Origin of the sequence: Lentzea terrae, assembly GCF_003265345.1 — a bacterium.
In the GTDB taxonomy this organism is placed as follows: Bacteria; Actinomycetota; Actinomycetes; order Mycobacteriales; family Pseudonocardiaceae; genus Lentzea; species Lentzea terrae.
Map to the genome: position 1 here is coordinate 399,844 of NZ_QFWW01000030.1, position 22,626 is coordinate 422,469.

Annotated in this window: 25 protein-coding genes; 10 read left to right on the top strand and 15 right to left on the bottom strand. The window is 68.5% G+C overall.

Translation table 11 applies throughout. The features are described 5' to 3' along the window. Window positions 1-49 precede the first annotated feature (49 nt). Window positions 50-988: a M28 family metallopeptidase gene (locus DI276_RS38925; protein WP_112273141.1), complete on the top strand. Its 939-nt coding sequence runs from the start codon at window positions 50-52 to the stop codon at window positions 986-988. On the opposite strand, the gene DI276_RS38930 is transcribed toward DI276_RS38925, so the two are convergent. Continuing rightward, the gene (locus DI276_RS38930) at window positions 961-1,515 is read right to left on the bottom strand and encodes a TetR/AcrR family transcriptional regulator (RefSeq protein WP_232837219.1); all 555 of its coding nucleotides are present in this window, start codon (window positions 1,513-1,515) and stop codon (window positions 961-963) included. The two genes, DI276_RS38925 and DI276_RS38930, sit on opposite strands and share 28 nt — an antisense overlap. Before the next feature lie 59 nt (window positions 1,516-1,574). On the opposite strand from DI276_RS38930, the gene DI276_RS38935 reads away from it, so the two are divergent. Continuing rightward, window positions 1,575-2,039: an SRPBCC family protein gene (locus tag DI276_RS38935; RefSeq protein WP_112273145.1), complete on the top strand. Its 465-nt coding sequence runs from the start codon at window positions 1,575-1,577 to the stop codon at window positions 2,037-2,039. Here DI276_RS38935 and DI276_RS38940 read toward each other — a convergent pair. From DI276_RS38940 to ileS, 4 genes are all read right to left on the bottom strand, one after another. After that, window positions 2,015-2,644, bottom strand: coding sequence for a class I SAM-dependent methyltransferase (locus DI276_RS38940; protein ID WP_112273147.1), 630 nt, complete (start codon window positions 2,642-2,644; stop codon window positions 2,015-2,017). The genes DI276_RS38935 and DI276_RS38940 overlap by 25 nt on opposite strands. A gap of 55 nt (window positions 2,645-2,699) precedes the next feature. Further along, window positions 2,700-3,638, bottom strand: a complete 939-nt coding sequence (locus DI276_RS38945; protein WP_112273150.1) for a hypothetical protein — start codon at window positions 3,636-3,638, stop codon at window positions 2,700-2,702. After that, window positions 3,635-4,591, bottom strand: coding sequence for a hypothetical protein (locus DI276_RS38950; RefSeq protein ID WP_157985224.1), 957 nt, complete (start codon window positions 4,589-4,591; stop codon window positions 3,635-3,637). The genes DI276_RS38945 and DI276_RS38950 overlap by 4 nt, the downstream gene beginning before the upstream one ends. Before the next feature lie 116 nt (window positions 4,592-4,707). Then, window positions 4,708-7,812 (bottom strand): isoleucine--tRNA ligase, encoded by a 3,105-nt coding sequence (ileS, locus tag DI276_RS38955; protein ID WP_112273482.1) that lies wholly within the window; start codon window positions 7,810-7,812, stop codon window positions 4,708-4,710. Between the two features lie 261 nt (window positions 7,813-8,073). On the opposite strand from ileS, the gene DI276_RS38960 reads away from it, so the two are divergent. The 3 genes from DI276_RS38960 to DI276_RS38970 all read left to right on the top strand — a co-directional run bounded on the left by DI276_RS38960 (window position 8,074) and on the right by DI276_RS38970 (window position 10,122). Further along, window positions 8,074-8,418 (top strand): DoxX family protein, encoded by a 345-nt coding sequence (locus DI276_RS38960; protein ID WP_112273154.1) that lies wholly within the window; start codon window positions 8,074-8,076, stop codon window positions 8,416-8,418. Next, entirely contained in the window at window positions 8,415-9,566 is a 1,152-nt protein-coding gene (locus DI276_RS38965) for an AfsR/SARP family transcriptional regulator (RefSeq protein WP_112273156.1), read from the top strand. The genes DI276_RS38960 and DI276_RS38965 overlap by 4 nt, the downstream gene beginning before the upstream one ends. A gap of 91 nt (window positions 9,567-9,657) precedes the next feature. Next, window positions 9,658-10,122 carry a hypothetical protein gene (locus tag DI276_RS38970; protein WP_157985225.1) on the top strand — a complete coding sequence of 155 codons (465 nt, stop codon included), beginning with the start codon at window positions 9,658-9,660 and terminating at the stop codon, window positions 10,120-10,122. Here the strand turns inward: DI276_RS38970 and DI276_RS38975 are convergent. Beyond that, window positions 10,106-10,333, bottom strand: a complete 228-nt coding sequence (locus DI276_RS38975; RefSeq protein ID WP_112273161.1) for a tumor necrosis factor receptor family protein — start codon at window positions 10,331-10,333, stop codon at window positions 10,106-10,108. The genes DI276_RS38970 and DI276_RS38975 overlap by 17 nt on opposite strands. Before the next feature lie 104 nt (window positions 10,334-10,437). Between DI276_RS38975 and DI276_RS38980 the strand changes: the two genes are divergently transcribed. Then, entirely contained in the window at window positions 10,438-10,626 is a 189-nt protein-coding gene (locus DI276_RS38980; protein ID WP_157985226.1) for a hypothetical protein, read from the top strand. Between the two features lie 256 nt (window positions 10,627-10,882). On the opposite strand, the gene DI276_RS38985 is transcribed toward DI276_RS38980, so the two are convergent. From DI276_RS38985 to ftsZ, 8 genes are all read right to left on the bottom strand, one after another. Next, the gene (locus DI276_RS38985; protein ID WP_112273165.1) at window positions 10,883-11,296 is read right to left on the bottom strand and encodes an ester cyclase; all 414 of its coding nucleotides are present in this window, start codon (window positions 11,294-11,296) and stop codon (window positions 10,883-10,885) included. Further along, window positions 11,289-11,804, bottom strand: coding sequence for a hypothetical protein (locus tag DI276_RS38990; protein WP_112273167.1), 516 nt, complete (start codon window positions 11,802-11,804; stop codon window positions 11,289-11,291). Before DI276_RS38990 ends, DI276_RS38985 begins: the two co-directional genes overlap by 8 nt. Window positions 11,805-11,819: 15 nt before the next feature. Continuing rightward, on the bottom strand, window positions 11,820-12,638 hold the full coding sequence (wag31, locus tag DI276_RS38995; protein WP_112273169.1) for a DivIVA-like cell division protein Wag31: 819 nt from the start codon (window positions 12,636-12,638) through the stop codon (window positions 11,820-11,822). Window positions 12,639-12,685: 47 nt separating this feature from the next. Next, window positions 12,686-12,961: a YggT family protein gene (locus DI276_RS39000; protein ID WP_112273484.1), complete on the bottom strand. Its 276-nt coding sequence runs from the start codon at window positions 12,959-12,961 to the stop codon at window positions 12,686-12,688. Between the two features lie 19 nt (window positions 12,962-12,980). Beyond that, window positions 12,981-13,634 carry a cell division protein SepF gene (locus DI276_RS39005; protein WP_112273171.1) on the bottom strand — a complete coding sequence of 218 codons (654 nt, stop codon included), beginning with the start codon at window positions 13,632-13,634 and terminating at the stop codon, window positions 12,981-12,983. Between the two features lie 67 nt (window positions 13,635-13,701). Continuing rightward, window positions 13,702-14,403, bottom strand: coding sequence for a YggS family pyridoxal phosphate-dependent enzyme (locus tag DI276_RS39010; protein WP_112273173.1), 702 nt, complete (start codon window positions 14,401-14,403; stop codon window positions 13,702-13,704). Next, window positions 14,400-15,104 (bottom strand): peptidoglycan editing factor PgeF, encoded by a 705-nt coding sequence (pgeF, locus tag DI276_RS39015; RefSeq protein ID WP_112273486.1) that lies wholly within the window; start codon window positions 15,102-15,104, stop codon window positions 14,400-14,402. The genes DI276_RS39010 and pgeF overlap by 4 nt, the downstream gene beginning before the upstream one ends. 71 nt (window positions 15,105-15,175) lie before the next feature. Further along, window positions 15,176-16,486, bottom strand: a complete 1,311-nt coding sequence (gene ftsZ / locus DI276_RS39020) for a cell division protein FtsZ (RefSeq protein ID WP_112273175.1) — start codon at window positions 16,484-16,486, stop codon at window positions 15,176-15,178. A 323-nt stretch (window positions 16,487-16,809) separates the two neighbouring features. Here ftsZ and DI276_RS39025 point away from each other — a divergent pair, with 323 nt between their 5' ends. The 3 genes from DI276_RS39025 to DI276_RS39035 all read left to right on the top strand — a co-directional run bounded on the left by DI276_RS39025 (window position 16,810) and on the right by DI276_RS39035 (window position 20,260). Beyond that, complete coding sequence (locus DI276_RS39025) at window positions 16,810-17,700, top strand: RICIN domain-containing protein (RefSeq protein ID WP_157985227.1); 891 nt, start codon at window positions 16,810-16,812, stop codon at window positions 17,698-17,700. 120 nt (window positions 17,701-17,820) lie between these two features. Then, a complete protein-coding gene (locus DI276_RS39030; RefSeq protein ID WP_198681198.1) occupies window positions 17,821-19,281 on the top strand; it encodes an NF041680 family putative transposase in 1,461 nt (486 codons plus the stop codon). Window positions 19,282-19,387: 106 nt separating this feature from the next. Next, window positions 19,388-20,260 carry an RICIN domain-containing protein gene (locus DI276_RS39035; RefSeq protein WP_112273191.1) on the top strand — a complete coding sequence of 291 codons (873 nt, stop codon included), beginning with the start codon at window positions 19,388-19,390 and terminating at the stop codon, window positions 20,258-20,260. A 42-nt stretch (window positions 20,261-20,302) separates the two neighbouring features. Here DI276_RS39035 and crtI read toward each other — a convergent pair whose 3' ends face one another. Further along, entirely contained in the window at window positions 20,303-21,718 is a 1,416-nt protein-coding gene (gene crtI / locus DI276_RS39040; RefSeq protein ID WP_112273193.1) for a phytoene desaturase family protein, read from the bottom strand. 302 nt (window positions 21,719-22,020) lie between these two features. Between crtI and DI276_RS39045 the strand changes: the two genes are divergently transcribed. Continuing rightward, window positions 22,021-22,623, top strand: coding sequence for a TetR/AcrR family transcriptional regulator (locus tag DI276_RS39045; protein ID WP_112273195.1), 603 nt, complete (start codon window positions 22,021-22,023; stop codon window positions 22,621-22,623). Window positions 22,624-22,626: the final 3 nt, after the last annotated feature.

Below are 22,626 nucleotides of genomic sequence, written 5' to 3' on the forward strand. Positions count from 1 at the left end.
GGAGCATGTTGATCAGTGGCTCAATCCCAACCCTGCACGGAGTTGAACCATGAGGATCCTCATCGCACTGGCGGCCGCCTTGACGGTGGCCGGAACCACGACGGCGGCTCAGGCGGCACCGACCGTCCTGGCAGCACCGAACATCAACGTCGCGAACGTCCAATCGCACCTCAACCAGTTCCAGTCGATCGCGAACGCCAACGGCGGCAACCGCGCGCATGGACGTCCGGGGTACCTGGCCTCGGTGAACTGGGTGAAGAGCAAGCTCGACGCGGCGGGCTTCACCACGCGGGTGCAGTCGTTCACCTACAACGGCGCCACCGGCTACAACCTGATCGCCGACTACCCCGGCGGTGACGCGAACAACGTCGTCATGCTGGGCGGCCACCTCGACAGCGTCACCTCGGGCCCCGGCATCAACGACAACGGCACGGGCTCCGCGTCGATCCTGGAGGTCGCCCTCCAGATGAAGGCCACGAACTTCAAGCCGGCCAAGCACGTGCGGTTCGGCTGGTGGGGCGCGGAGGAGCTCGGCTTGCGGGGCTCACGGGCGTACGTGGCCTCGTTGCCCGCCACGGAGATCTCGAAGATCAAGGCGTACCTGAACTTCGACATGACCGGCTCGCCGAACCCCGCCTACCAGGTCTACGACGCCTCCCACTCCACGTTCCCGCCGGGTTCGGCGGCGTTGCAGCAGCGACTGCAGGCGGGTTTCACGTCGCTGAACGTCCAGTCGGAGCTGGTCGACGTCCAGGGCCGCTCCGACCACGGTTCCTTCGCCGCGAAGGGCATCCCGGTCGGCGGCACCTTCTCCGGCGCCGAGAAGACCAAGACCGCTGCCCAGGCGGCGAAGTGGGGCGGCACGGCCGGCCAGCGCTTCGACCGTTGCTACCACCAGGCCTGCGACACCACGTCGAACATCAACGCCACGTCACTCGACCGGCACGCGGACGTGATCGCCTACGCGTTGTGGGCGACCGCAGCCTGAGTCAGCACCTGCACGGCCTCGTCGAGCACCGGTTCGACGAGGCCGGGCACGGTCGCGAACATCTGCACCTGCCCCAGGTAGAGACTGAACGCGATCAACGCGCGCTTGCGCGCGTGGTCCTCGTCGAACCCGAGCTGCTCGAACAGCTCAGCCAGGTAGCCGATCCGCTTCTTCGTGACGCGCTGCAGGACCGGCGCGATCACCTCGTTCTCCGCACCCGCCAGCAACGCCAGCTCCACCGAACCCTCGCGGTCGCGGTCGAGCACCGTGCCGAACAACGTCCTGAGCTTGTCGTGCGGGGTCTGCTCGGCCTCGACCAGCTCGATGACCTTCTCGGTGTGCTCCCGCTCCCACCGCTCGGCCGTGGCCTTGAGCAACGCCTCCCGGTTCGGGAAGTGGTGGTAGACGCTCCCCTTCGTCGCCCCCGCCCGCGCCGCGAGCGGCTCGATCGCGACGGCCTGCAGCCCGCCCTCGGCCAGCGCTCTCAGCGCTATCTCAGTCCAGTCGTTGCGATTCCTCCGCACCACGCTTCCATACGCTACCGTACGGTTCAGGAACATACGGTTGCGTATGGAAGGGGCGAATCATGATCAAGAACGTCCACACCCGAGACCTCGGCGTGCCCGCCGGCCAGTTCGTCGAGCGCATGCCGGAGCTGTGGCCGCCCGCGTGGGGCAAGCAGGAGTTCGACCGGCCGCTGGGCGTCGGCGCCGACGGCGGCCACGGCCCGATCCGCTACCACTGCACGGACTACACACCGGGCGAGTCGATCACGTTCGCCTTCTCGGACGGCGAAGGCACGCACACCCTCTCCGCGTCGGGCACCGTCGTGCGCCACGAGCTCATCGGCCACTTCAGCTTCGCGAACCGGGTGCGCTGGGCGCTGGTGATCCGCTGGCTGCACGACGCGTGCCTGGAGGACCTGTTCGACAACTTCGAGCAGGCAGCGGGCCGCGTACCCGCCGCGCCTGCGAAGTGGTCGCTCTGGGTCCGGCTGGTGCGGCGAACGTTTCGGCTGAACAGCCGTCAGCCGGCGCGCACCAGCAGCTGAGCCTGCCGGAACCGCTCACCCTCCTGCGGCTCCCGCACCATCCGCGCGACCTCGGCGAGACCGGCCTGCCGCAGCAGGTCCGCGAGGCTGTCGGGCGACCACCGGTAGGCGAGCGTCACCTTGTGGTCGAACTCCTGTGGCTGCGGGTCGTCTCCGGCGAAGAACCCGAGCAGCAGGTGGCCGCCCGGCTGGAGCACCCGCGCGAACTCCGCGAACACGCCCGGCAGCTGCGGCGGCGGTGTGTGGATGACCGAGTAGAACGCGAGGATGCCGCCGAGCGCCCCGTCCTCGACGTCCAGAGCCGTCATCGACCCCTCGTCGAACCTGAGGCCCGGATGTGCTTGGCGGGCAAGGGAAATCATCTCGGACGACAGGTCGATGCCGAACGCGTCCAGGCCGAGCCCGTGCAGGTGCGCGGTCAGATGACCGGGACCGCAACCGATGTCGGCGACCGGTCCACCGGCCCGCACCAGATCAGCGAACGCGGCCAGCAGCGCCCGTTCCAGCGGCAGGGTTTCGAGGATGTCGCTGAACAGCTCGGCGTAAAGGGTTGCCACGGCGTCGTACGCAACTTTGGTGTCCTGCAAGGAGAACTGGTCGGTCACGACTGAAGACCGTACTGCCTCTGGGGGCGAGGCGGCATCGCCTCGCCCCCAGAGATCACGCACAGCGCGCGCGAACCGGTGTGTACGTGCCCTCGCGGTACGAGCCGCCGTACAACGACCCGTCGTCCGCGAACTTCTCGTAGACCGCGGTGACCGGAGGCTGTTCGACCTCGCCGTTGGCGCGCCAGACCTTTGCCGGGCCGGGCATCTCACCGTCCGGCGTGATCCCCAGGACGTCGCCGGACGGCGTGACGTCCCTGCTGTCGACCGAACCGGTCAACGTGCGGACGACGTTGCCCTGCAGGTCCCACTCCACGCCGACCGCGCCGGCACCCGTGGAGTAGCCGACGATCCGGCTGTTCCGGATGGCGCGGACCACGGTTTCGGTGTGGCCGGGTAACGGCCGTAAGAGCGTGCGAACGCCGTTCTCGTCCCACACGTACGACTGCGTGGCCTCCTCGGCGAGGCCGAAGCGCCAGCCCGCCACCCGACCCTGCTCGTCGATGCCCGCGACGGTCCAGCTGGCACCGTCGTCGGTGCCGGAGAGCATGCTCGGCACCGACGAACCCGCCGGCCAGATCACCATCGGGGCACCCGACCGGCCCACCGCCGCACCGGCCGAGTTGATGGCCGCCGCCCAGGCGTAGTTGTGCCCCGGCAACGGGTTCAGCTCCGTCCCACCGCGGAACGCCCGCCCCTCCGAGGAGTTGATCAGCACGGTGCCCGCGGCGTTCACGTCGTTCGGGAACCGGCCGGACTCCAGCCGCACGGACTCCACAGAACCGTTGTGCCACAACAGCGCCACGTCCTGCCAGCCCGAAACTCCCACGCCCAGCACGTAGCTGCCGTCGTGAGCAGCGCCGGTGATGACCGAGAAACGCGTGTCCGCCGGCAGCGGCAGCTCTTCGGAAGCCCACGTGCAGGCAGCTGCCGAGGCCGAGCCGGACGCGAACACCGCTGAAGCGACCAGGGCCGCGATCAGCAGGGCTCTCATCGCGTGCCATTCGCACAGTCGAGGAGGAGCGGAGTGCCCCGATCGCTGCCGCCGCCCCAGGACGTGTAGATGTCATCGTCGTCGGTCAGCGCTGCGTAGTTGGCCCCGGACGAGTTGAGCACCTCGCGACCCGACTCGGCGTCGAACCACACCGACATGCCCCAGGAATCCTGGGACAGCACGTGACCGCGGGTGTTCACGGCCGCCGGCGTGACGAAGTACGGGTAGGTGGCCGTGATCTCGCCGGAAGTGTTCCAGCGCACCGCCTTCGCGTCCTCGGTACCGGCGTCGAGCGTGCCCACGGCGTGCGCACCGCGCACCGCGCGCACCTCGGCCGTCGCGCCGAGCGGAACCGCGCCGGACGCTCCGATCCAGTACGTCCCACTGGAGTTCGACGCGAGCACCGAGCCGTCGTCGGCCAGGCCCCGCACCGTCCAGGACTCGTCGAGGCCCGGCACCCTCTGCGGCGTCGAGGAACCGGCCGGCCACAGCACGGGTAAACCGGCGGACAGGCCGAGGACATCGCCACGTTCGTTCAGGTCGACAGCCTTGACCTGATACTCCCCGGACAACCCTCGCAGCGGCTCGTAGCCGCCGGCCTGCTGCCAACGCGACGCCGACGAGGGCGACGTCACCAGCACGACGCCGGACGAGTTCACGTCGTGCGCCCAGATCGGGCCCCCGCGAAAGACCGCCAGCTGGTCGAACTCCTGCCCGTCCTTCCAGATCAGGATCGTGGAGCCGTACATCGACCAGAACGACCCGTTGCCGACCGCGAACGAACCGGAAGCCGCAGTCACGTGGCCGAACTTCACCGCGGGCGGCACCGGAAGCTCAACCTGGTTCCAAGTTGTGCAGGCAGCCGGATCAGCCGACGCGGTGGCGGGCGCCACCACCCCGGCGGACAGCACCAGCGCGCCCACGAAGACGCGCCATCCCCCAGACAAGACCATCGCAATCCCCTTTGCTAGTTGGCCTGGTTCGACCGTAGCGACGGGGTCTGACAATTTTCTGCCGCGGAGACGACGCGGGGCCGCTGTCCGAGAACAGCGGCCCCGTACAACTGCGATCACACTCGGGCGACAGCCACCTTGACCTTCAGGCCGTCACCGACGGTGCCCTCGGAAACGCCCTCGCCGAACACCACCGACGACGTCAGCGTCTCCGCCTGCACGAACTCCAGGTGCGGCGTCACGGCCGAGCGCACCTCGTCCGGCAGCTCCAGCGTCAACGTGATCCGGTCGGACACGTCGAGCTGAGCGTCCTTGCGCGCCTGCTGCACCACGCGCACGAGGTCACGCGCGATGCCCTCGGCCTCGAGCTCAGGCGTCACCACGGTGTCGAGCACGACCACGCCCGCACCGCCCGGCAGCGCCGCCGTGGCAGCCGGATCCGTTGCCACCAAACGCTGTTCGTACTCGCCCTCGAACAGCTCGACACCGGCGGCGACCACCCGACCGTCCACTTCGGACCAGTCACCGGCCTTCACGGCCTTGATGACCTTCTGCACGTTCGGCCCGAGGCGCGGACCGGCCGCGCGCGCGTTCACCACGAGCTGGAACTGTCCGTAGGCGTCGACGTCCGTGGACAGCGTCACCTCCTTGACGTTGACCTCGTCGCGCACGATCTCGGCGAAGTCCTCCAGCGAGGCCGCCACCGGCGACGCGACCGTCAAGCGCGCCAACGGAAGCCGCACGCGCAGCTTGTTCGCCTTGCGCAACGACAGCGCCGTCGAGCACACGTCGCGGACCTCGTCCATCGCCGCCACGAGCGCGTCGTCGGCCGGCACGTCGGACACCGACGGGAAGTCCGTCAGGTGCACCGAACGCCCACCGGTCAGGCCCCGCCACACGACCTCGGTCGTGTACGGCAGCAACGGCGCCGCCACGCGCGTGACGACCTCCAGCACGGTGTGCAGGGTGTCGATCGCGTCCTGCTCACCGTCCCAGAACCGCTGCCTCGACCGCCGCACGTACCAGTTCGTCAGCACCTCCAGGTACTCACGCACCAGCTGGCACGCACCGGAGATGTCGTAGACCTCCATCGCTGCCTGGACGTCGCGCACCAGGTCGTGCGTCTTCGCCAGCGCGTACCGGTCGAGCACGTTCTTCGAGTCGACGCGCCACGTTCCCTCCTTCCCGGAAGCGTTGGCGTACAACGCGAGGAAGTACCAGGAGTTCCACAACGGCAGCACCGCCTGGCGCACCGCGTCCCTGATGCCGCGCTCGGTCACCACCAGGTCGCCACCGCGCAGGATCGGCGACGCCATGAGGAACCACCTCATCGCGTCCGAGCCGTCGCGGTCGAAGACCTCGTTGACGTCCGGGTAGTTCTTCAGCGACTTGGACATCTTCTGGCCGTCGTCACCGAGCACGATGCCGTGCGCCATGCAGTTGCTGAACGCCGGCCGGTCGAACAGCGCCGTCGCCAGCACGTGCATGGTGTAGAACCAGCCGCGCGTCTGCCCGTTGTACTCGACGATGAAGTCGCCGGGGTAGTGGTTCTCGAACCAGTCCGCGTTCTCGAACGGGTAGTGCACCTGCGCGAACGACATCGAACCCGACTCGAACCAGCAGTCGAGCACGTCCGGGATGCGCCGCATGACCGACTTGCCGCTAGGGTCGTCCGGGTTCGGCCTGGTCAGCTCGTCGATGAACGGCCGGTGCAGGTTGTCCGGGCGCACGCCGAAGTCGCGCTCCAGCTCGTCCAGCGACCCGTACACGTCCGTGCGCGGGAACTCGGGGTTGTCCGACACCCACACGGGCAGCGGCGAGCCCCAGTACCGGTTGCGCGAGATGTTCCAGTCGCGCGCGTTCTCGAGCCACTTGCCGAACTGGCCGTCCTTGATGTGCGTCGGCACCCAGTTGATCTGCTGGTTGAGCTCGACCATCCGGTCCTTGAACTGCGTGACCGCGACGAACCACGCCGACAGCGCGCGCTGGATCAGCGGGTTGTTGCACCGCCAGCAGTGCGGGTACGGGTGGTCGTAGGTCTCGTGCCGCAGCAGCAGACCGGCCTCGCGCAGATCACGGATGATCTGCTTGTTGGCCTCGAACACGTGCACACCCGCGTACGGGCCGGCCTCGGCGGTGAACTTGCCGTCCGGTCCGACCGGCACGACGACCTCGATGCCCGCCGCGTCCGTCACGACCTTGTCGTCCTCACCGAACGCCGGTGCGATGTGGACGATGCCCGTGCCGTCGTCGGTGGTCACGTAGTCGGCCGTCAGCACCTGGTGCGCGTTCTCGCGGCCCACGAAGAAGTCGAACGGCGGCAGGTACTTCTTGCCGACCAGGTCCGAACCCTTGTAGCGGGCGACGACCTCGGGCTCCTCGCCGAGCTCACGCGCGTACGCCGCGACGCGGGCCTCGGCGAGCAGGTACTTGTCACCGTCCGCGCCCACGACCGTCACGTAGTCGACGTCCGGGTGCACGGCGGCGGCCAGGTTGCTCGGCAGCGTCCACGGCGTGGTCGTCCAGACCAGGGCCTTCTCACCGGACTCGAGACGCAGCGCCACCGTGACGGCCGGGTCCTGCCGGTCGCGGTAGGCGTCGTCCATCTTGGTCTCGGTGTTGGACAGCGGCGTCTGGCAGCGCCAGCAGTACCAGAGCACCCGGAAGCCCTCGTAGATCAAGCCCTTGTCCCACAAGGCCTTGAACGCCCACATGACGCTTTCCATGTAGTCGAGGTCGAGCGTCTTGTAGTCGTTGTCGAAGTCGACCCAACGAGCCTGGCGCGTCACGTAGTCGCGCCACTGGTCCGTGTACTGCAACACGGACGTGCGGCACGCCTCGTTGAACTTCTCGATGCCGAGCTCGTCGATCTCGTGCTTCTGCGTGATGCCGAGCTGCTTCTCCGCCTCGTACTCGGCGGGCATGCCGTGGGTGTCCCAGCCGAACCGGCGCTCGACGTGCTTGCCGCGCATCGTCTGGTAGCGCGGCACGACGTCCTTGACGTAGCCGGTCAGCAGGTGCCCGTAGTGGGGCAGGCCGTTGGCGAACGGCGGGCCGTCGTAGAAGACGAACTCGTTGTCGCCGTTGGCGCCGGCCGGGTTGCGGTCGATGCTCGCCTGGAAGGTCTCGTCGTCCTTCCAGTACCCGAGCACGTCCTGCTCGAGGTTCGGAAAGGACGGCTGCGCCGGGACCTCGTTCTGTCCGGCCCTGGGGTAGGCCATCTCCACTGCTCCTCGCGGTCACGTAGGACACGCGAGGACGACACGCCGATGTGGCTCGGCCTGCCGCGGTACCACCCCGCTTGCTCACCCCTGCTTGTCGAACACAGCGGGTGAGCCTCTCGTTCTTCGGCTGTGACGGGCCGGTCCCGTCCGGTTCTACTGAGGTTCGCTGAACCCGTTCTTCCGGAGGCTCCCCGGTGATGGCCGGATCGGTGCCTGTAGCTACAGGGTACGGGTGCGCGCAAACCGTATGCTCGCCGGATGTCGTTGACCATCGCGTTGTCGATCGTGCTGGCCCTGCTGTTCGTGGCCACGGGTGCGGGCAAGCTGTTCGGGGCGAAGGCGTCGCTGGAGGCCCGCGACCACTTCCGGATGAGTCCCGTGTTGTGGCGCACCATCGGCTCGCTGGAGTGGGCCGGCGCGGCGGGCCTGGTGGTCGGCCTGGTCACCTGGGACTGGATCGCGCACGCGGCCACCGTGGGGCTCGGGCTGCTGATGGTCGGCGCCACGATCACCCGGTTGAGGTACGACTCGAAGCCGAGCGGCGTCGTCGTGGACCTGGTGCTGCTGGCACTGCTGAGCACGCTGCTGTTCCTGGACCGGTGACGCACTCCTTCCACGTCCTCGGCACGCCGGAGGTCCGGCGCGGCGCCGCGCTCGTCGACGTCGGGCACGCCCGGCAGCTCAGCGTGCTGGCCGTGCTGCTGGTGGACGTCAACCAGGTGGTCAGCGTCGACAAGCTGCTCGTGCGGGTCTGGGGCGAGGCGCCGCCGCGGCAGGCCAAGTCCGCGCTCTACAGCTACATGTCCCGGCTGCGGACCGCGTTGGACGGGCTGCCGATCGTGCGCCGTTCCGGCGGGTACGTGCTGGAAGCGGATCCTTTGTCGATCGATCTGCACCAGTTCCGGTCGCTGGTCGCTCGTGGTTCGCACGGTGAGGCCATGGCGCTCGTGCGCGGCGAACCGTTCGAGGGCCTGCACGGCGCGTGGTTCGACGGTCTGCGCGAGACACTGGCCGGCGAGATCACGGCCGCCGAACTGGACCACACCGACGCACGGCTAGCGGCCGGCGAGCACCGCACGTTGGTCGCCGAACTGACGGCGCGCACTTCCGAACGTCCACTCGACGAACGGCTCGCCGGACAGCTGATGCGCGCGTTGGTCGGCGCCGACCGACGGTCCGATGCGCTGGCCTACTACTCGCGGCTGCAGCACCGGCTCGCGGACGAGCTGGGCCTCGACCCAGGCCCCGCGCTGCGCGACCTGCACGCGTCGCTCGTCCAACGTCCACAGTGGAGTCCACACCAGCTTCCGCCGGCACCAGAGGGTTTTGTCGGCCGGGAAACCGAGCTCGCGGCGCTCGACACCGGCCCGATCGTCACGATCACGGGACCGGCGGGCACCGGCAAGACGTGGCTCGCGTTGCACTGGGCGCACGCCCACACCGCCGACTACCCGGACGGCCAGCTGTTCGTGGACCTGAACGGCAGCGACCCGGCCGATGTCGTCCGCGAGTTCATCACCGCCTTGGGCACCAGTCCGGACGGCATCCCACCGGAACCGCACGCGCAGACAGCGCTCTACCGCACGTTGCTGGCAGACCGGCGCATGCTGATCGTCCTCGACAACGCCGCCGACACCGCACAGGTCGTACCGCTGCTGCCGGGAACGCCGCAGTGCCGCGTGATCGTGACCAGCCGCGAACGCCTGCCGGGCCTCGTCACGGCCCACGGCGCGCGCCCGGTGGTCCTCTGAGTAGATCCACTCATGGCTGCGGCGCCGTCGCCTGCGCCAGACTTCGCCTGAGGTGATCGGGGGATCACCTCGGAACATGATTGGGGGCTTCATGATTCGCTCTGTGCTGGCCGCGGCCGCCTTACTGCTCGCCACCGCCGTTCCTGCCTCGGCCGACGCCACCGGCTACCTCATCTGGGACTCAGATCCAGACGCATCGCCCACCCACGGCAATTCGGGCAGCTGGACGCCGCCCGAGCTGTTCTCCGTGCGCGAGGACCCGGAGGACGGCAACCTCATCCGGATCAAGGGCGAATCCCCGGACTCGCGGGACTACATCATGATCGAGCTGGCCCGCAACGACGGGCAACGCATCGGTGAGGGCCACTTCGCGGACCAGAAGGTGCTCGTCGTGTACCACGGAATCGGCACGTGGGACGACGGCGGAGACTTCGCCGTCGAACACATCGCCTACAACGCGGAGGGCCTGATCTCGGAGTTCGACGGGGCCGTCGAGCACCACAACGGGGACCGGCCGAACTCGACGTTCCGCGCGAAGATCAGCTACCGGCGCTGACCTCCGGCACGGTGGTCGTGTTCCGCCGGGCACGCTTGCGGAGCACGACCACGCCGACGATCACCGCCAAGAGCAGCACGCCGCCACCGATCGGCAACCACCACCGCTCGAGAAAGGTCGGCGGCGGCGCGGTCTCGCGGACGAACGCCCGCACCTTGTCGCGCAGCGCCGCGTCCTCGACGAGCTTCACGAAGCCCGCCGTACCCGGCACGATCTCCAGCTTCGCGTTCGACGCGGCATCGGCGACCTGCCGCGCGTGGTCCGCCAGCCGCGTGTCCTCGAGACCCTCGACTCCAGCTTGATGCCTTGAACGGCGTGAGCAGGAACATCGCCTTCAGGTCGGGGATCTTCGCAGCTGTCGAGGCGATCGCGGTGGCGCCGGTGCCGGCACCGCCCGCCACGATCGAGGTGGCACCGCGGCTGCCGAGCTCCTTCGCGGCACCCAGCACGTCGAGGTCGTACCGGTTCCTGTTCTCCCGGAGGCGCAAGGTGCGCATCTCGTAGAGGAGCACCTGATAACCGTCGTCCGCGAGCTGCCGCGCCAGCGGGAACCAGTCGCAGAGGACCTCGGTCTGGGTGTGCGCGAGCAGCACGCCACTGGATCCGCTGCCGAACACCAGACCGGGCAGCTCGACGCCGTCCTCGGTCTTGAACCTGATCGCGTCCTCGCGGAGGTCCGCCGGCACGGATCTCAGCGACATGAAGTCTTGATAGCGGGCGACCGCGCCGCTCGTCCGCGAAACGGACGCAATGCGCTGGATCAGCCGAGCGCGCCCAGTTGCTGCAACATGCCCAGATCGTCCCGCACCGCCCAGTGCTCGACGATCTTGCCGTCACGCAGCCGGAACATGTGCGCGAGTTCGACGGAGACCTTGCCGCTCGAAGGGGTGGGCACGCCGCGGAACCCCGGCGCCTGCCAGGTGCCCTCCCGGCGGCCGTAGACCACCACGAGATCACCGTCGGCCACGAGGTGCTGCTCGACCCAGCGCTGGTCCGGCTGGGCAGCGAGGGAGAAGCCGAGGACGGCCTTGATGTTGTCGACGCCGTGCTGACGTTCGGGTGCCGCCGCGTGGTTGACCACGTCGGGGGCGCACAGCTCGTCGGCGAGGTCGAACCTGCCTTGGCCGACGACCTCGTCGAGGAACCTGCGGACGACCGCCTTGTTCTCAGTCATCGGAGACCTCGCGCTGGGCGACGCGGTGGCGGGACACCAAGGTCGCGTCGGGCCGGCACACGGCGCACGGCGTGAACTGCAACTGCCGTGCCTCCTGCACCGGGAGGCCCAGTGCGGGCCTCCCGGCGAGCCAGGAACACGAGCTCAGGTGGTACCGGGGCCGCTCGTCCAGCACCCGCACCTCGTCCACCAGATCGGCCACCGCGAGCAGGTCTGCCGCGTCGGTGTCCTCTTCCGGTGGTTCCTCGTCAGCGGGCGTGTCGGCTTCAGCCACGCTTTCTGGCGAAACCACTACCCGTTGATCATCAGCTACAGCATGTTGATCTACACTCCGCGCGACGGCTGCGGGGTCCCCCGGACGTCGTCGCCACCAGTCCCAGATCAGGACCAGGGCGGCGAGCACACTCGCGCCCACGGACGACCACGCCCAGATGTTGTTGGACGTGGTCAGCGCAGGAACGAGCAGCCCGAGGGCAGCCAGCACCAGAAGTAGAACTACGAAGAGCACCTAATGAACAGTAGTTCAGCCCGCTTCGGCGCGTGCGCCGAAGGAGTAGCCCTGGGAACGGCCCTCGGACGGTGCGGCCGGGCCGCGGTCCTGGAGGTCGCGCAGGGACGACTCGAGCATCGTCTTCAGTCGCGTGCGGTACTCGCGCTCGAACGTCTGCAGCTTGTCGATCTGCTTCTCGAGCGTGTTCTTCTCCTGGGTGATGTTGCCCATCACCTCGGCGTGCTTGCGCTGCGCGTCGCGGTCGAGCGCGGTGGCCTTCTCACGGGCCTGCCGCTCGAGCGTCTCAGCGCGCGTGCGCGCGTCGTTCAGCATGGTCTCGGCACGCGTGCGCGCCTCGTTGACCATCGTGTCGGCCTTGGCACGAGCCTCGGACAGCAGCTGCTCCGACTTCGTGCGAGCCTCGGACAGCATGCCGTCGGCCTCGGCCTTGGCCTCGCCGGTCAGCCGGTCCGCCATCTCCTGGGCGAGACCCAGGACCTTCGCGGCCTGCACGTGGTGGTCACCGCCACCACCGGGAGACGTCTGCTCCATCACCGTGGGCGGCGGGACCGGCGCCAGGCGGCGCGGCTCCTCGACCGGCATACGGCTCGTCATGGGACCAGCGGAAGAAGCCTTCGCGCGCGCATCGTCGAGGTCGGCACGCGCGGTCTCGAGCTGCTGGTCGAGCTGCTCGACCTGCTGACGGAGGTCGTTGTTCTCCTCGATCAAGCGGGCCAGCTCGCCCTCAACCAGGTCGAGGAACGCGTCCACCTCGTCCTCGTTGTAGCCCCGCTTGCCAATCGGCGGCTTGCTGAATGCAACGTTGTGCACGTCAGCGGGGGTCAACGGCATCGGATCACCTCTCGCACTCCTGGGCTGCGGTCATCCCCGGTTCCCCGTCACCTGGGATCTGCGAATCGCATCAGAATGATAACGACCAGCCACAGCACAATAATCGATAGGTCCAGCCCGACGCCCCCGATCCGCACAGTCGGGATGATCCGACGCACAGCACGGACCGGTGGGTCGGTCACGGTGTAAACGGTCTCCAGCGTCACGGCTACGCCGCCCGCGGGGCGCCACTCCCTCGCAAAGGTCCTCACCATCTCGACCACGACACGCGCGGTCAGGAACAGGGAGAACGCGAAGAGGACGTAGAAGATGACGAGTCGGATCGGGTCCACGGGGTCAACTCTAACCGTGGTTGCCGAACCCACCTTCCGCCAGCTTCCTCCGGTCCTCCGCCGTCACGTCAACGTTGGGCGGTGAGAGAAGGAACACCCTGCTCGTGATCTTGTCCATCGACCCGCGCAGAGCGAACGCGAGACCGGCCGAGAAGTCGACGAGACGCTTGGCGTCCGCGTCGTCCATGTCGGTCAGGTTCAAGATCACCGGAGTGCCGTCGCGGTAGTGCTCCCCGATCGTGCGCGCCTCGCTGTAGTTACGGGGGTGAAGCGTGGTGATGCGCGCCAACGGGTTGCCTGCCGGCTCAGCGACCGGGCGCAGTCTGCTCACGGGCTCGCGCTGCGGCTCGACTGCGAGTGCGCCGTGCACGGGTGCATCGGCGTTCCAGCGTCGCGTGCTCGAGGGGCTGCCCCCGCGCCGCGACTCCGGCTCGTAGTCGTCCGACTCGTCGATGTCGGCCCGGTACCCGGAGCCCGAGAGCTCCGACCGGCCCGGTGTGAACACACGGCTGCGCCGCGGATAGGGGTCGTAGTCGTCGGCCTCGGCCGCGTACTCGGACCGGTAGTCGCCGTAGCGGCCGCGGTCGTCGTCGTAGCCGGGGTCGTCTGCGTACTCGGCGGGGACCATCCCGAAGTAGGCCTTCAGCTTGTGCAAAGCGCTCATTCCAGCCCCTCCTCGGCGGTTCCCCACTCTTAGGGACGGTGCGGACGGTCCCGAGGTTCCCGACAACCTAAGGCAACGTTAGCCGTCGACTGCCGAGCAACGCCGTTCCGACACGCACACAGGTCGATCCGTGCGAGATGGCATCCTCCAGGTCTCCGCTCATCCCCGCTGACACATCGCGGACACTGGGATGATCATCACGTAGGCCTGATACCACTGACGCCAACGCCTCAAACGCCTGCGATGGCTTCATCGTCAGGGGAGCGACAGTCATCGCACCTCGGAGAATAAGATCACCCGAACGAGTGATCGCGCCAGCGAGTTCACCGACATCCGGGATCGGGCAGCCGCCTCTCGACGTGTCGCCGTCGATGCTGACCTGCAGCAACACGTCGAGCTGGACGCCCTTCGCGTGAGCCGCTCGCGCCAGTGCCTCGGCCAATCTGACGCTGTCCACCGAGTCGACCTGATCGGCCCATTCGACGACGGACTTCGCCTTGTTCCGCTGCACTCTGCCGACCATGTGCCATCTCGCATCGACGAGATGTCTCAATTGGCCGACCTTCGCACTCGCTTCCTGATCGCGGTTTTCGGCGAAGTTCCGCAGCCCGAGTTCGTACAACAGCTCGACATCGCTCGCGGGCCAGGTTTTCGTCACCGCGAGCAACATCACTTCGGAACGATCACGCCCGGCCGCTTCGCACGCGTTCGCGATGCGTTCTTCGACCTCCGCGAGGTTCGCTTTCAGCTCTTCCCGGCGACTGCTCACGGCTCGATCCAAATGACCGACGCGAGCCGCCCGGTCGGAGCTTGCCTGCGGTGGCTGAAGAGGTCCTTCTCCTCGAACGTGCAGCGCGGATCGACGCCGATCTTGCCGACCCCGGCGCTCGCCAGCTGGTTCCACAGCCCGGCGCGCAGATCGAGAGCGGGAGTGCCCTTGCGCGACTTCGAGGCGCTGCCGGGCAGGTGCTTCTCGACGTCCTTCTGCATGTCGGCGGGCACCTCGTAGCACTCGCCGCACACCGCTGGGCCCAGCAGGACCTCGATCCGTTCCAGCTCGGCGCCCTGAGCCAGCATCGCTTTGAGCGTCTCGACGACGACCCCGACACGCGCGCCGACACGCCCGGCGTGGACCGCGCCGACCACGCCGGCCTCCTGATCACCGAGCAGCACCGGGACGCAGTCGGCCGTGAGCACCACGAGCCCGAGACCAGGCTGTTTCGTCACTGCGCCGTCGGTCGCCTCCAGCGGCTCGGCCCGCGGACCGTCGACCACCCCGACCGTCCGGCCGTGCACCTGTTCCATCCACACCAAACGGTCCGGCGTGAGACCGATGCCCTCGGCCAGGCGAGCGCGGTTGGCTTCAACGGCCTTCTGATCGTCCCCCACGTGATCACCGAGGTTGAACGAGTCGAACGGAGTCTTGGAAACGCCACCAGCGCGTGTGGTGACAACACGACGAATGCGCACACCCACACCCTAAAACGATGAAGGGCTCCTTCCTCCACCTGAGGTGGAGGAAGGAGCCCTTCATCGAGCTCTCAGCGCCGCATGAAGGGCGGCACGTCCACCTCGTCGTCCGGGTCCTCCGTGACCGGGACCGGACGCGACGGCAGCGAGCCGTTCTGCGACAGCGACCGCGGCACCGAAGGCACGTATCCGTTGCCCTGCACCGGCGAGGGCTGCGGCGGCACCGTGGTGGGCGGCTGCGGCTGTGGCTGCGGCACCGGCGGGGCGGGCTGCTGGACCGGAGGAGGCGTCTGCACCACGGGCGGCGGAGGCGTCTGCGCGACCGGCTGAGGCGTCGGGGCGTGCGTCGGCGCGGCCGTCGCCGTGGCGATCGGCCCGGTAGCCGTCCGCGGCGCCGAGGACAACGCCGTCGGCTCCAGCTTCTTGTGCGTGGGCCCACCGCTGTCGAACCCGGCCGCGATCACCGTGACCCTGACCTCGTCGCCGAGGGAGTCGTCGATGACCGTACCGAAGATGATGTTCGCGTCCGGGTGCGCGGCCTCCTGGACCAGCGACGCGGACTCGTTGATCTCGAACAGGCCCAGGTCCGAGCCGCCGGCGATGGACAGCAGCACGCCGTGCGCGCCCTCCATCGAGGCCTCGAGCAGCGGAGAGTTGATCGCCTTCTGCGCGGCCTGGACCGCGCGGCCCTCACCGCGTGCGGAACCGATGCCCATCAACGCCGATCCCGCGCCGGACATGACCGACTTGACGTCGGCGAAGTCCAGGTTGATCAGACCGGGGGTGGTGATCAGGTCGGTGATGCCCTGGACACCGGAGAGGAGGACCTCGTCCGCCGAGCGGAACGCGTCCATCAGGCTGACACCGATGTCGCCCAGCTGGAGCAGCCGGTCGTTGGGGATGACGATCAGGGTGTCGCACTCGTTGCGCAGCGCCTGGATGCCGTCTTCCGCCTGCTTGGCGCGGCGCTTGCCCTCGAACGAAAACGGCCGCGTGACGACACCGATGGTCAGTGCCCCGAGCTTGCGGGCGATCGAGGCCACCACCGGCGCGCCGCCGGTGCCCGTGCCGCCGCCCTCACCGGCGGTCACGAAGACCATGTCGGCCCCCTTGAGGACCTCCTCGATCTCCTCGCGGTGGTCTTCGGCGGCCTTGTGCCCGACCTCGGGGTTCGCGCCGGCACCGAGGCCGCGCGTCAACTCGCGGCCGATGTCGAGCTTGACGTCGGCATCAGACATCAGCAAGGCCTGTGCGTCGGTGTTCACCGCGATGAACTCGACGCCCTTGAGCCCGACCTCGATCATGCGGTTGACGGCGTTGACGCCGCCACCACCGATGCCGACGACCTTGATCACCGCGAGGTAGTTGTGCGGGGGCGTCATCGGATCCGCCTTCCTGATCGTGGTCCGTGCTGTGGTGCTGGGTGGTGATGCACCCGGATTGAAACTCTCAACCTCTCGTCGAGGTCCAGAGTTATGTCAACCCCATATGTTCCTGCTGGACGGTAAGCACCGGCGGTGCGTCGGTCCAGCAGGCGCGCCGTAGGGTCCCAACACTGTGCGCTACTACTCCCCGGTCGTGCCGTCAAGTAGTGCGCACGGCCCTGAGGACGACGCACCACAAGCGTAGTCGGACCTCGAATCAGAGATCGTCTCGCCCGCCTTATCGATGCTTTTCTGTCGGTGGTGCTCGCTAGCGTCGCCTCATGGGGATGAAAAAGCTGTGCATCGCCCTCGTGGCGATCGCACTGGGGGCAGTGACGGTCGCACCCGCGAGTGCGGCGCAAGACGGAAACCAGATCATCGAGATCGAGAACGTCGCGTTCGGGCAGTGCCTGCAGCCCTCGACGCCGGAGCCGCACTCCCGGATCGCGTTCGGCGACTGCGGCGGCGCGGTCAACCAGCGGTGGGAGCTGATCCCGGTGGGCGGGGGCAAGCACCTGCTGCGCAACCTGGCGAGCAACGAGTGCGTGGGCGACACGTACGGCCACTACTACTGCGACGACGAGGAGGTCACGGCACAGACCGAGCTGGTGACGGCCGCGGACGGCACCACGCGCTTCAAGTTCGGGGACGAGTACCTGGAGGGGTTCGCGTACTCCGACGGCAGGCGGGACGCCTGGATCACCCGCTTCGCCGACACCCGCGAGCAGCGCTGGCGGGTGCGCCAGGTCGGCACGACGACGCCGGTCGACACCACCGGGCAGATCGTCCGGATCCGCGCGGTCAGCTTCGACTACGGCTGCATCAGGGTGTCGGACGGCCCGTGGCAGCTACCGACCGGCAAGTGCGTCGACTCGCCGGAGGAGAAGTTCCAGCGGATCGAGCTCGGCGACGGCAGGACGGCGTTTCGCAGCGTCGCCAACGGCAAGTGCGTCACCGCGAGGAACGACACGCAGTCGTACCTGGACGTCAACGTCGACTGCACGCCGGACGACGTCCGCCAGCAGTTCACCGTCGAGCCGACCAGGACCGGCTCGGTGCGGATCCGGCAGTCTGCCGGCGATCGTTACATCACGCCGGGTTCCGACGTCTACCTCAGGACACGGGACCGCAGCCTCAACATGTGGCAGCTCTGGGAGCTGCTGCCGGCCTAGCTTGAGTTTTAACCTCTGAGTGGCTGGGCGAGACCCTGGTTGATCATGAGTGAAGCCCTTGGTTGATCATTCTTCTTGTCTAGGGAAGAAGATCGTCACCAAGGGCTTCAGTTGATCAGTGTGCACGATGCCGGTTCTGCCGGTGCGGTCGGGGAGCTGTCCGGGCTACGGCAGGAGTTCTACCGGTGCCTGACGCGGCGGGCGGACGCGTTGTTCGAGCTGACCGACGCTGTGTTGTGTGCGGACGGGCCGGTCCGCTCGGTCGCGGAGTTGTCACTGGCCGGTGAGCATCGCCGCGGGCATGGCAGCGGCTATGCCGCGCTGGCCCGGGGCCGGGTGGACATCGACCGGTTACGCACCGCCCTGGCGGCGGTGTCGCTGCCTCGTGCGGCGGACGGGCGGCTGGTGCTGGCGGTGGACGTCACCTGCTGGCTGCGCCCGGAGGCGCACACGTGCCCGCAGCGGATCCTGTGTCACACCTACGGCCGGGGCAAGGACCAGCACATCATGGTGCCAGGCTGGCCCTACTCGATCGTCGTCGCCTTGGAGAGCGGGCGGCACTCGTGGACCGCGCCGCTGGACGCGGTCCGGCTCGCGCCCGGCGATGACGCCGCGAGCGTGACCGCCCGCCAGATCCGTGGTGTCGTGGACAGGCTGGTCACCGCCGGGCACTGGTCGCCGGGGGACCCGGAGATCCTGCTCGTCGCCGACGCCGGCTACGACGGACCCCGGCTCGCGCACGTGCTGGCCGATCTTCCGGTCGTCGTGCTGGTGCGGATGCGGCCGGACCGGGTGTTGCGCCGGCCCGCGCCGCCGCTGCGGCCTGGCCCCAGTCCGGGCCGGCCTCGCCGCCACGGCGACGAGTTCGCCTTCGGCGACCCGAACACGTGGGGCGAGCCGGATATCACCCTCGAGACCACGACCCGGCTCTACGGTCCCGCGCTGATCCAGGCCTGGGACCGGCTGCACCCCAAGCTCACCTCCCGCACCGCCTGGACCGGACACACCGGAGACCTGCCCATCCTCGACGGCACCGTGATCCTCCTGCAGGTCGAGCGCCTGCCCTCCGGGGCGATCCCGAAACCCGTGTGGCTCTGGCACTCCCGCACCAGCCTCACCCAGACCGAGATCGATCTGGCCTGGCAGGCGTTCCTGCGCCGCTTCGACATCGAGCACACCTTCCGCATGCTCAAACAGACTCTCGGCTGGACCACCCCGAAACTGCGCTCACCCGAAGCGGCCGACCGCTGGACCTGGCTTCTCCTTGCCGCCTGCACCCAGCTCCGCCTCGCCCGCGATCTCACCACCGATCTGCGCCGCCCCTGGGAGAAACCCCGGCCGGCCCAACGACTCAGCCCGTCACGGATCCGCCGGGGGTTTCGCAACCTGCGTCCACAACTGGCCTGTCCCGCCCGTGTCCCGAAACCCTCACACCCCGGCCCAGGACGCCCCGCAGGACTGCCCAACCACCGGCCCGCAGCACGCCATGACGTCCACACCGTCACCAGCGCAAACAAGCAGAAACCCCAGCGCGGCAAGAAGACCCAGTCGAGCAACCCACGACCTCGCCGAACAGGTTAAAACTCAAGCTAGTCGCGCCGGATGATCGGGCGGTCTCCTCGACGGAGATCGCCCGATCTCGTCACTTTCCGCTCTGCAGCGAGTGATCAACCGCTACCGTCGGTAGATGGGGACGAAGATGCTGAGCGTCGCGCTGGCCGCGATCGCTCTGGGGGCAGTGATGGTCGCACCAGCGAGTGCGGCGCCGGAAGGCAACAAGATCGTCGAGATCAAGAGCGCGGCCGAGGGGCTGTGTCTCGACTTCAGCAGAACTGACACGCCCTACGCGGGCCTGGGTGCCTGCACGGGCAGTGCCGCGCAGCAGTTCGAACGGATCCCGACCGCGACGGGCTCGTACCTGCGCAACGTCGGGGACGGGCGCTGCCTGGACGGGTACCGCGTCAGCGTGGTGGAGAAGCGGTGCGAGCCCGACATCACCGGCCAGCGGTTCCAGGAGGTGCCCGATTCCGACGGCGCGGTGAGACTCTCGGCCACGGGGCAGAAAGGCACCACGTTCCTCGACTCGGTGCTGTTCCCCCTCTACGGCGAACTGGCCATGTCGGACGACCCCGCGCGGCCGACGCAGCGCTGGTTCGTCCGCGAGGTCGGGACGGTGCCGCCGCCGCAGCTCGCCACCGTGGTCAAGGTGCGGCACGCCGAACAGGACATCTGCCTGTCCGACAGCCAGAAGTACATGAACGAGCTGAAGCCCTGCGACACCGCGCCGGGCTTCGAACGAATCGACGCGGGCAACGGACTCGTCGCGCTGCGCAGCCAGGCGAGTGGCAAGTGCCTGGCGCTGTTCCGCAGCGAGTACGTGTGGCTGCAGACCTGTGCCGTCAGCTCGGCCGCACAACAGTGGAAACTCTCCGATGACGAGCTCGGCAACTACACGGTGTCGAACGGGGACCGATACCTGACACCACGGGACAACCAGGTGAAGGCCCTGAGCTTCTTCGGAATCGGCCTCGCGCAGCACTGGCAGCTCCCGGCGGCCTAGTCGCCCGCGTGCCGGGCGGTCTCTTCGACGGAGACCGCCCGGTCACCGCATCGCAGTCACACGCTGCGCCGCGAGCCGTCCGGAGATGAGCACCGGCGGCACCCCGACACCCGGTGTGGTGCCCGCGCCGGCCAACGCCACGTTGTCGGCCCCCTTGACGACGTTGCGCGGCCGGAACGGTCCGGTCTGCGCGAAGGTGTGCGCGAGCCCGAACGGCGTGCCGGCCGCGTTGGCCCAGTCCGGTGGCGTGACGAGGTGCTCGTCCTGGATCGCCGCGCCGAATCCCGTCAGGCCGCGCTCTTCCAGCGTGGCGACGAGCTCGTCGCGGTACCGGGGGCCGATGCGCTGCCAGTCGATCGGGCCGGTCTTCAGGTTCGGGCACGGTGCCAGCACGTAGTGCAGGCCGTTCTGGGCGTGCGTGACGAGCAAGGACGGGTCTGCCATCAACCGTCCCTTGTGGACGATCTCGGCGAACGTGTCGCGCCAGGCCGCGCCGAACAGGATGTTGTGGTGCCCGAGGTCCCACGTGCGATCCGTCGCGGCGTGCAGCACCACGGCCGATGGCGACCAACGGTGCTTCAGCAGCCGTTGCGGGCGCTTGCCGAGCAACCGGTACGCGTCTGGCAGCTCGCACGCCAGCACCACGGCGTCTGCAGCGATCCGCTCGTCGGCGGTGTGGACGGCTCGGACCCGTGCGCCGCTCCACTCCAGACGTGTGACTGTTGTGCCGTAACGGAACTCCGCGCCGTGCTTCTCCGCGGCCTTGCTGAGCGCTTGCGGCACCGCGTGCATCCCGCCGCGTGGGTAGTACACGCCCGCGATGGTGTCCATGTACGCGATGACCGCGTACGCCGCGAGGGCCTGCTGCGGCGGCACACCGGCGTACAAAGCCTGGAACGAGAACAGCCGGATCAGCCGCTCATCCGTGATGAACCGGCGCAACTGCGGTTCGAGCCGGCCGAACCCGCCGAGCAGAGCCAGTTTCGCGAGCTCCGGCCGGACGAGGTCCAACGGCGAGTCGAAGTTGGCGCCGATGAAGTGCTCGCGCTGCACCGCGTACAGCTCGCCCAGCCACCGTCGCAACGACCGATACCCGGCCGCTTCCCTTGCACCGCAGACGTTCCGCACCTCGTCCTCCATCGCGGCGGCGTCCGTGTGCACGGCGATCCGAGAACCGTCCGCGAACCGCGCGTGGTAGGCCGGATCGACCCGGTCGAGGGTCAGCCAGTCCTGCCGCCGCTCCCCCACCGCGGCGAACGCCTCGTCCAGGTACTCCGGCATCGTCAGCACCGTGGGCCCGCTGTCCGCGGTGAACCCGCCCACCCGCACGGTCCCGGCGCGACCGCCTGGCACATCAGCCTTTTCGAGCACGGTGACCTGCCGGCCGGTGCCTTGCAGGTGCAACGCGGCCGACAGTCCGGCAAGACCGGCGCCCACCACCACGACGTGTCCTGCCATGCGTACTTCCTTCGGGTGACAACGGCAAATATCGCTAATGCCGCGCGGACCAGTCCGATGAGCACGGTAGTCGTTCATCACCTGGAGGCATGTCTTGGCATCCGCACCCGCGTCCGTCCGTTCGCTCCTCATCGAGGCGATCGTGTTGGAACTCGTGACAAGCAGGTGGGGCAGCCTGTTCGCACGAGTCGCGATGGCGCGACTGAAGCCGAGCGGCTGGTAGGACGCGGCCAGCCGACGTCGACTAAAACTTGCGGGGCCCGCATATTTGCGGGTCCCGCAAGTTTTGGTAGCGTGGGGTCATGGGGTTGCGGGAGCGCAAGAAGGCCGAGACACGCGCGGCGCTCAGCTGGGCGGCGGTGCGGCTGACCGTCGAGCGCGGCTACGACAACGTCAAGGTCGAGGACATCGCCGAGGCCGCCGGTGTCTCGCCGCGCACGTTCAACAACTACTTCTCCAGCAAGGGCGAGGCGATCGTCGCCAGGCACGTCGACCGGTGGACGGGCATCGCCGAGGCGTTGCGCGAGCGTCCGGCGGACGAGCCGTTGTGGGAGGCGATCAGCCACTCGGTGCTCCTGCGGTTCCAGCCGGACGTCCACGCGACCGCGAGTCCACCGCCGGAAGGAGTGGACTGGGCCGCCGGCGTGCGCACGATGGTCGCCCATCCGGCCTTGCTGGGCGAGATGTTGCGGGGCGCGGCCGGGGCGGAGGCGGAGATCGCCGCCGCTGTCGCCGAGCGCACCGGCACCGATCTCACCGAAGACCAGTACCCGCACCTCGTCGCGGCCGCGGTCGCGGCCGCGATCAACACCGCCACCGCGCACCACCTGCGCACGGATCAGCAGGCCTCACTGCGAGAGCTGCTCGAGGACGGTCTCGCCCGGCTGGCGGTCGGCTTCTCCTAGACA

Excerpts from the sequence above, each read along its gene's own strand:
- DI276_RS39035 (WP_112273191.1), top strand. The coding sequence starts at position 19,388 with ATGGGGACGAAGATGCTGAGCGTCGCGCTGGCCGCGATCGCTCTGGGG.
- DI276_RS38945 (WP_112273150.1), bottom strand. The coding sequence starts at position 3,638 with ATGAGAGCCCTGCTGATCGCGGCCCTGGTCGCTTCAGCGGTGTTCGCG.
- DI276_RS38985 (WP_112273165.1), bottom strand. The coding sequence starts at position 11,296 with ATGACTGAGAACAAGGCGGTCGTCCGCAGGTTCCTCGACGAGGTCGTC.
- crtI (WP_112273193.1), bottom strand. The coding sequence starts at position 21,718 with ATGGCAGGACACGTCGTGGTGGTGGGCGCCGGTCTTGCCGGACTGTCG.
- DI276_RS39025 (WP_157985227.1), top strand. The coding sequence starts at position 16,810 with ATGGGGATGAAAAAGCTGTGCATCGCCCTCGTGGCGATCGCACTGGGG.
- DI276_RS38950 (WP_157985224.1), bottom strand. The coding sequence starts at position 4,591 with ATGGTCTTGTCTGGGGGATGGCGCGTCTTCGTGGGCGCGCTGGTGCTG.
- DI276_RS39045 (WP_112273195.1), top strand. The coding sequence starts at position 22,021 with ATGGGGTTGCGGGAGCGCAAGAAGGCCGAGACACGCGCGGCGCTCAGC.
- DI276_RS38925 (WP_112273141.1), top strand. The coding sequence starts at position 50 with ATGAGGATCCTCATCGCACTGGCGGCCGCCTTGACGGTGGCCGGAACC.
- DI276_RS39005 (WP_112273171.1), bottom strand. The coding sequence starts at position 13,634 with ATGAGCGCTTTGCACAAGCTGAAGGCCTACTTCGGGATGGTCCCCGCC.
- DI276_RS38960 (WP_112273154.1), top strand. The coding sequence starts at position 8,074 with ATGTCGTTGACCATCGCGTTGTCGATCGTGCTGGCCCTGCTGTTCGTG.
- ftsZ (WP_112273175.1), bottom strand. The coding sequence starts at position 16,486 with ATGACGCCCCCGCACAACTACCTCGCGGTGATCAAGGTCGTCGGCATC.
- wag31 (WP_112273169.1), bottom strand. The coding sequence starts at position 12,638 with ATGCCGTTGACCCCCGCTGACGTGCACAACGTTGCATTCAGCAAGCCG.
- DI276_RS38970 (WP_157985225.1), top strand. The coding sequence starts at position 9,658 with ATGATTCGCTCTGTGCTGGCCGCGGCCGCCTTACTGCTCGCCACCGCC.
- DI276_RS38935 (WP_112273145.1), top strand. The coding sequence starts at position 1,575 with ATGATCAAGAACGTCCACACCCGAGACCTCGGCGTGCCCGCCGGCCAG.
- ileS (WP_112273482.1), bottom strand. The coding sequence starts at position 7,812 with ATGGCCTACCCCAGGGCCGGACAGAACGAGGTCCCGGCGCAGCCGTCC.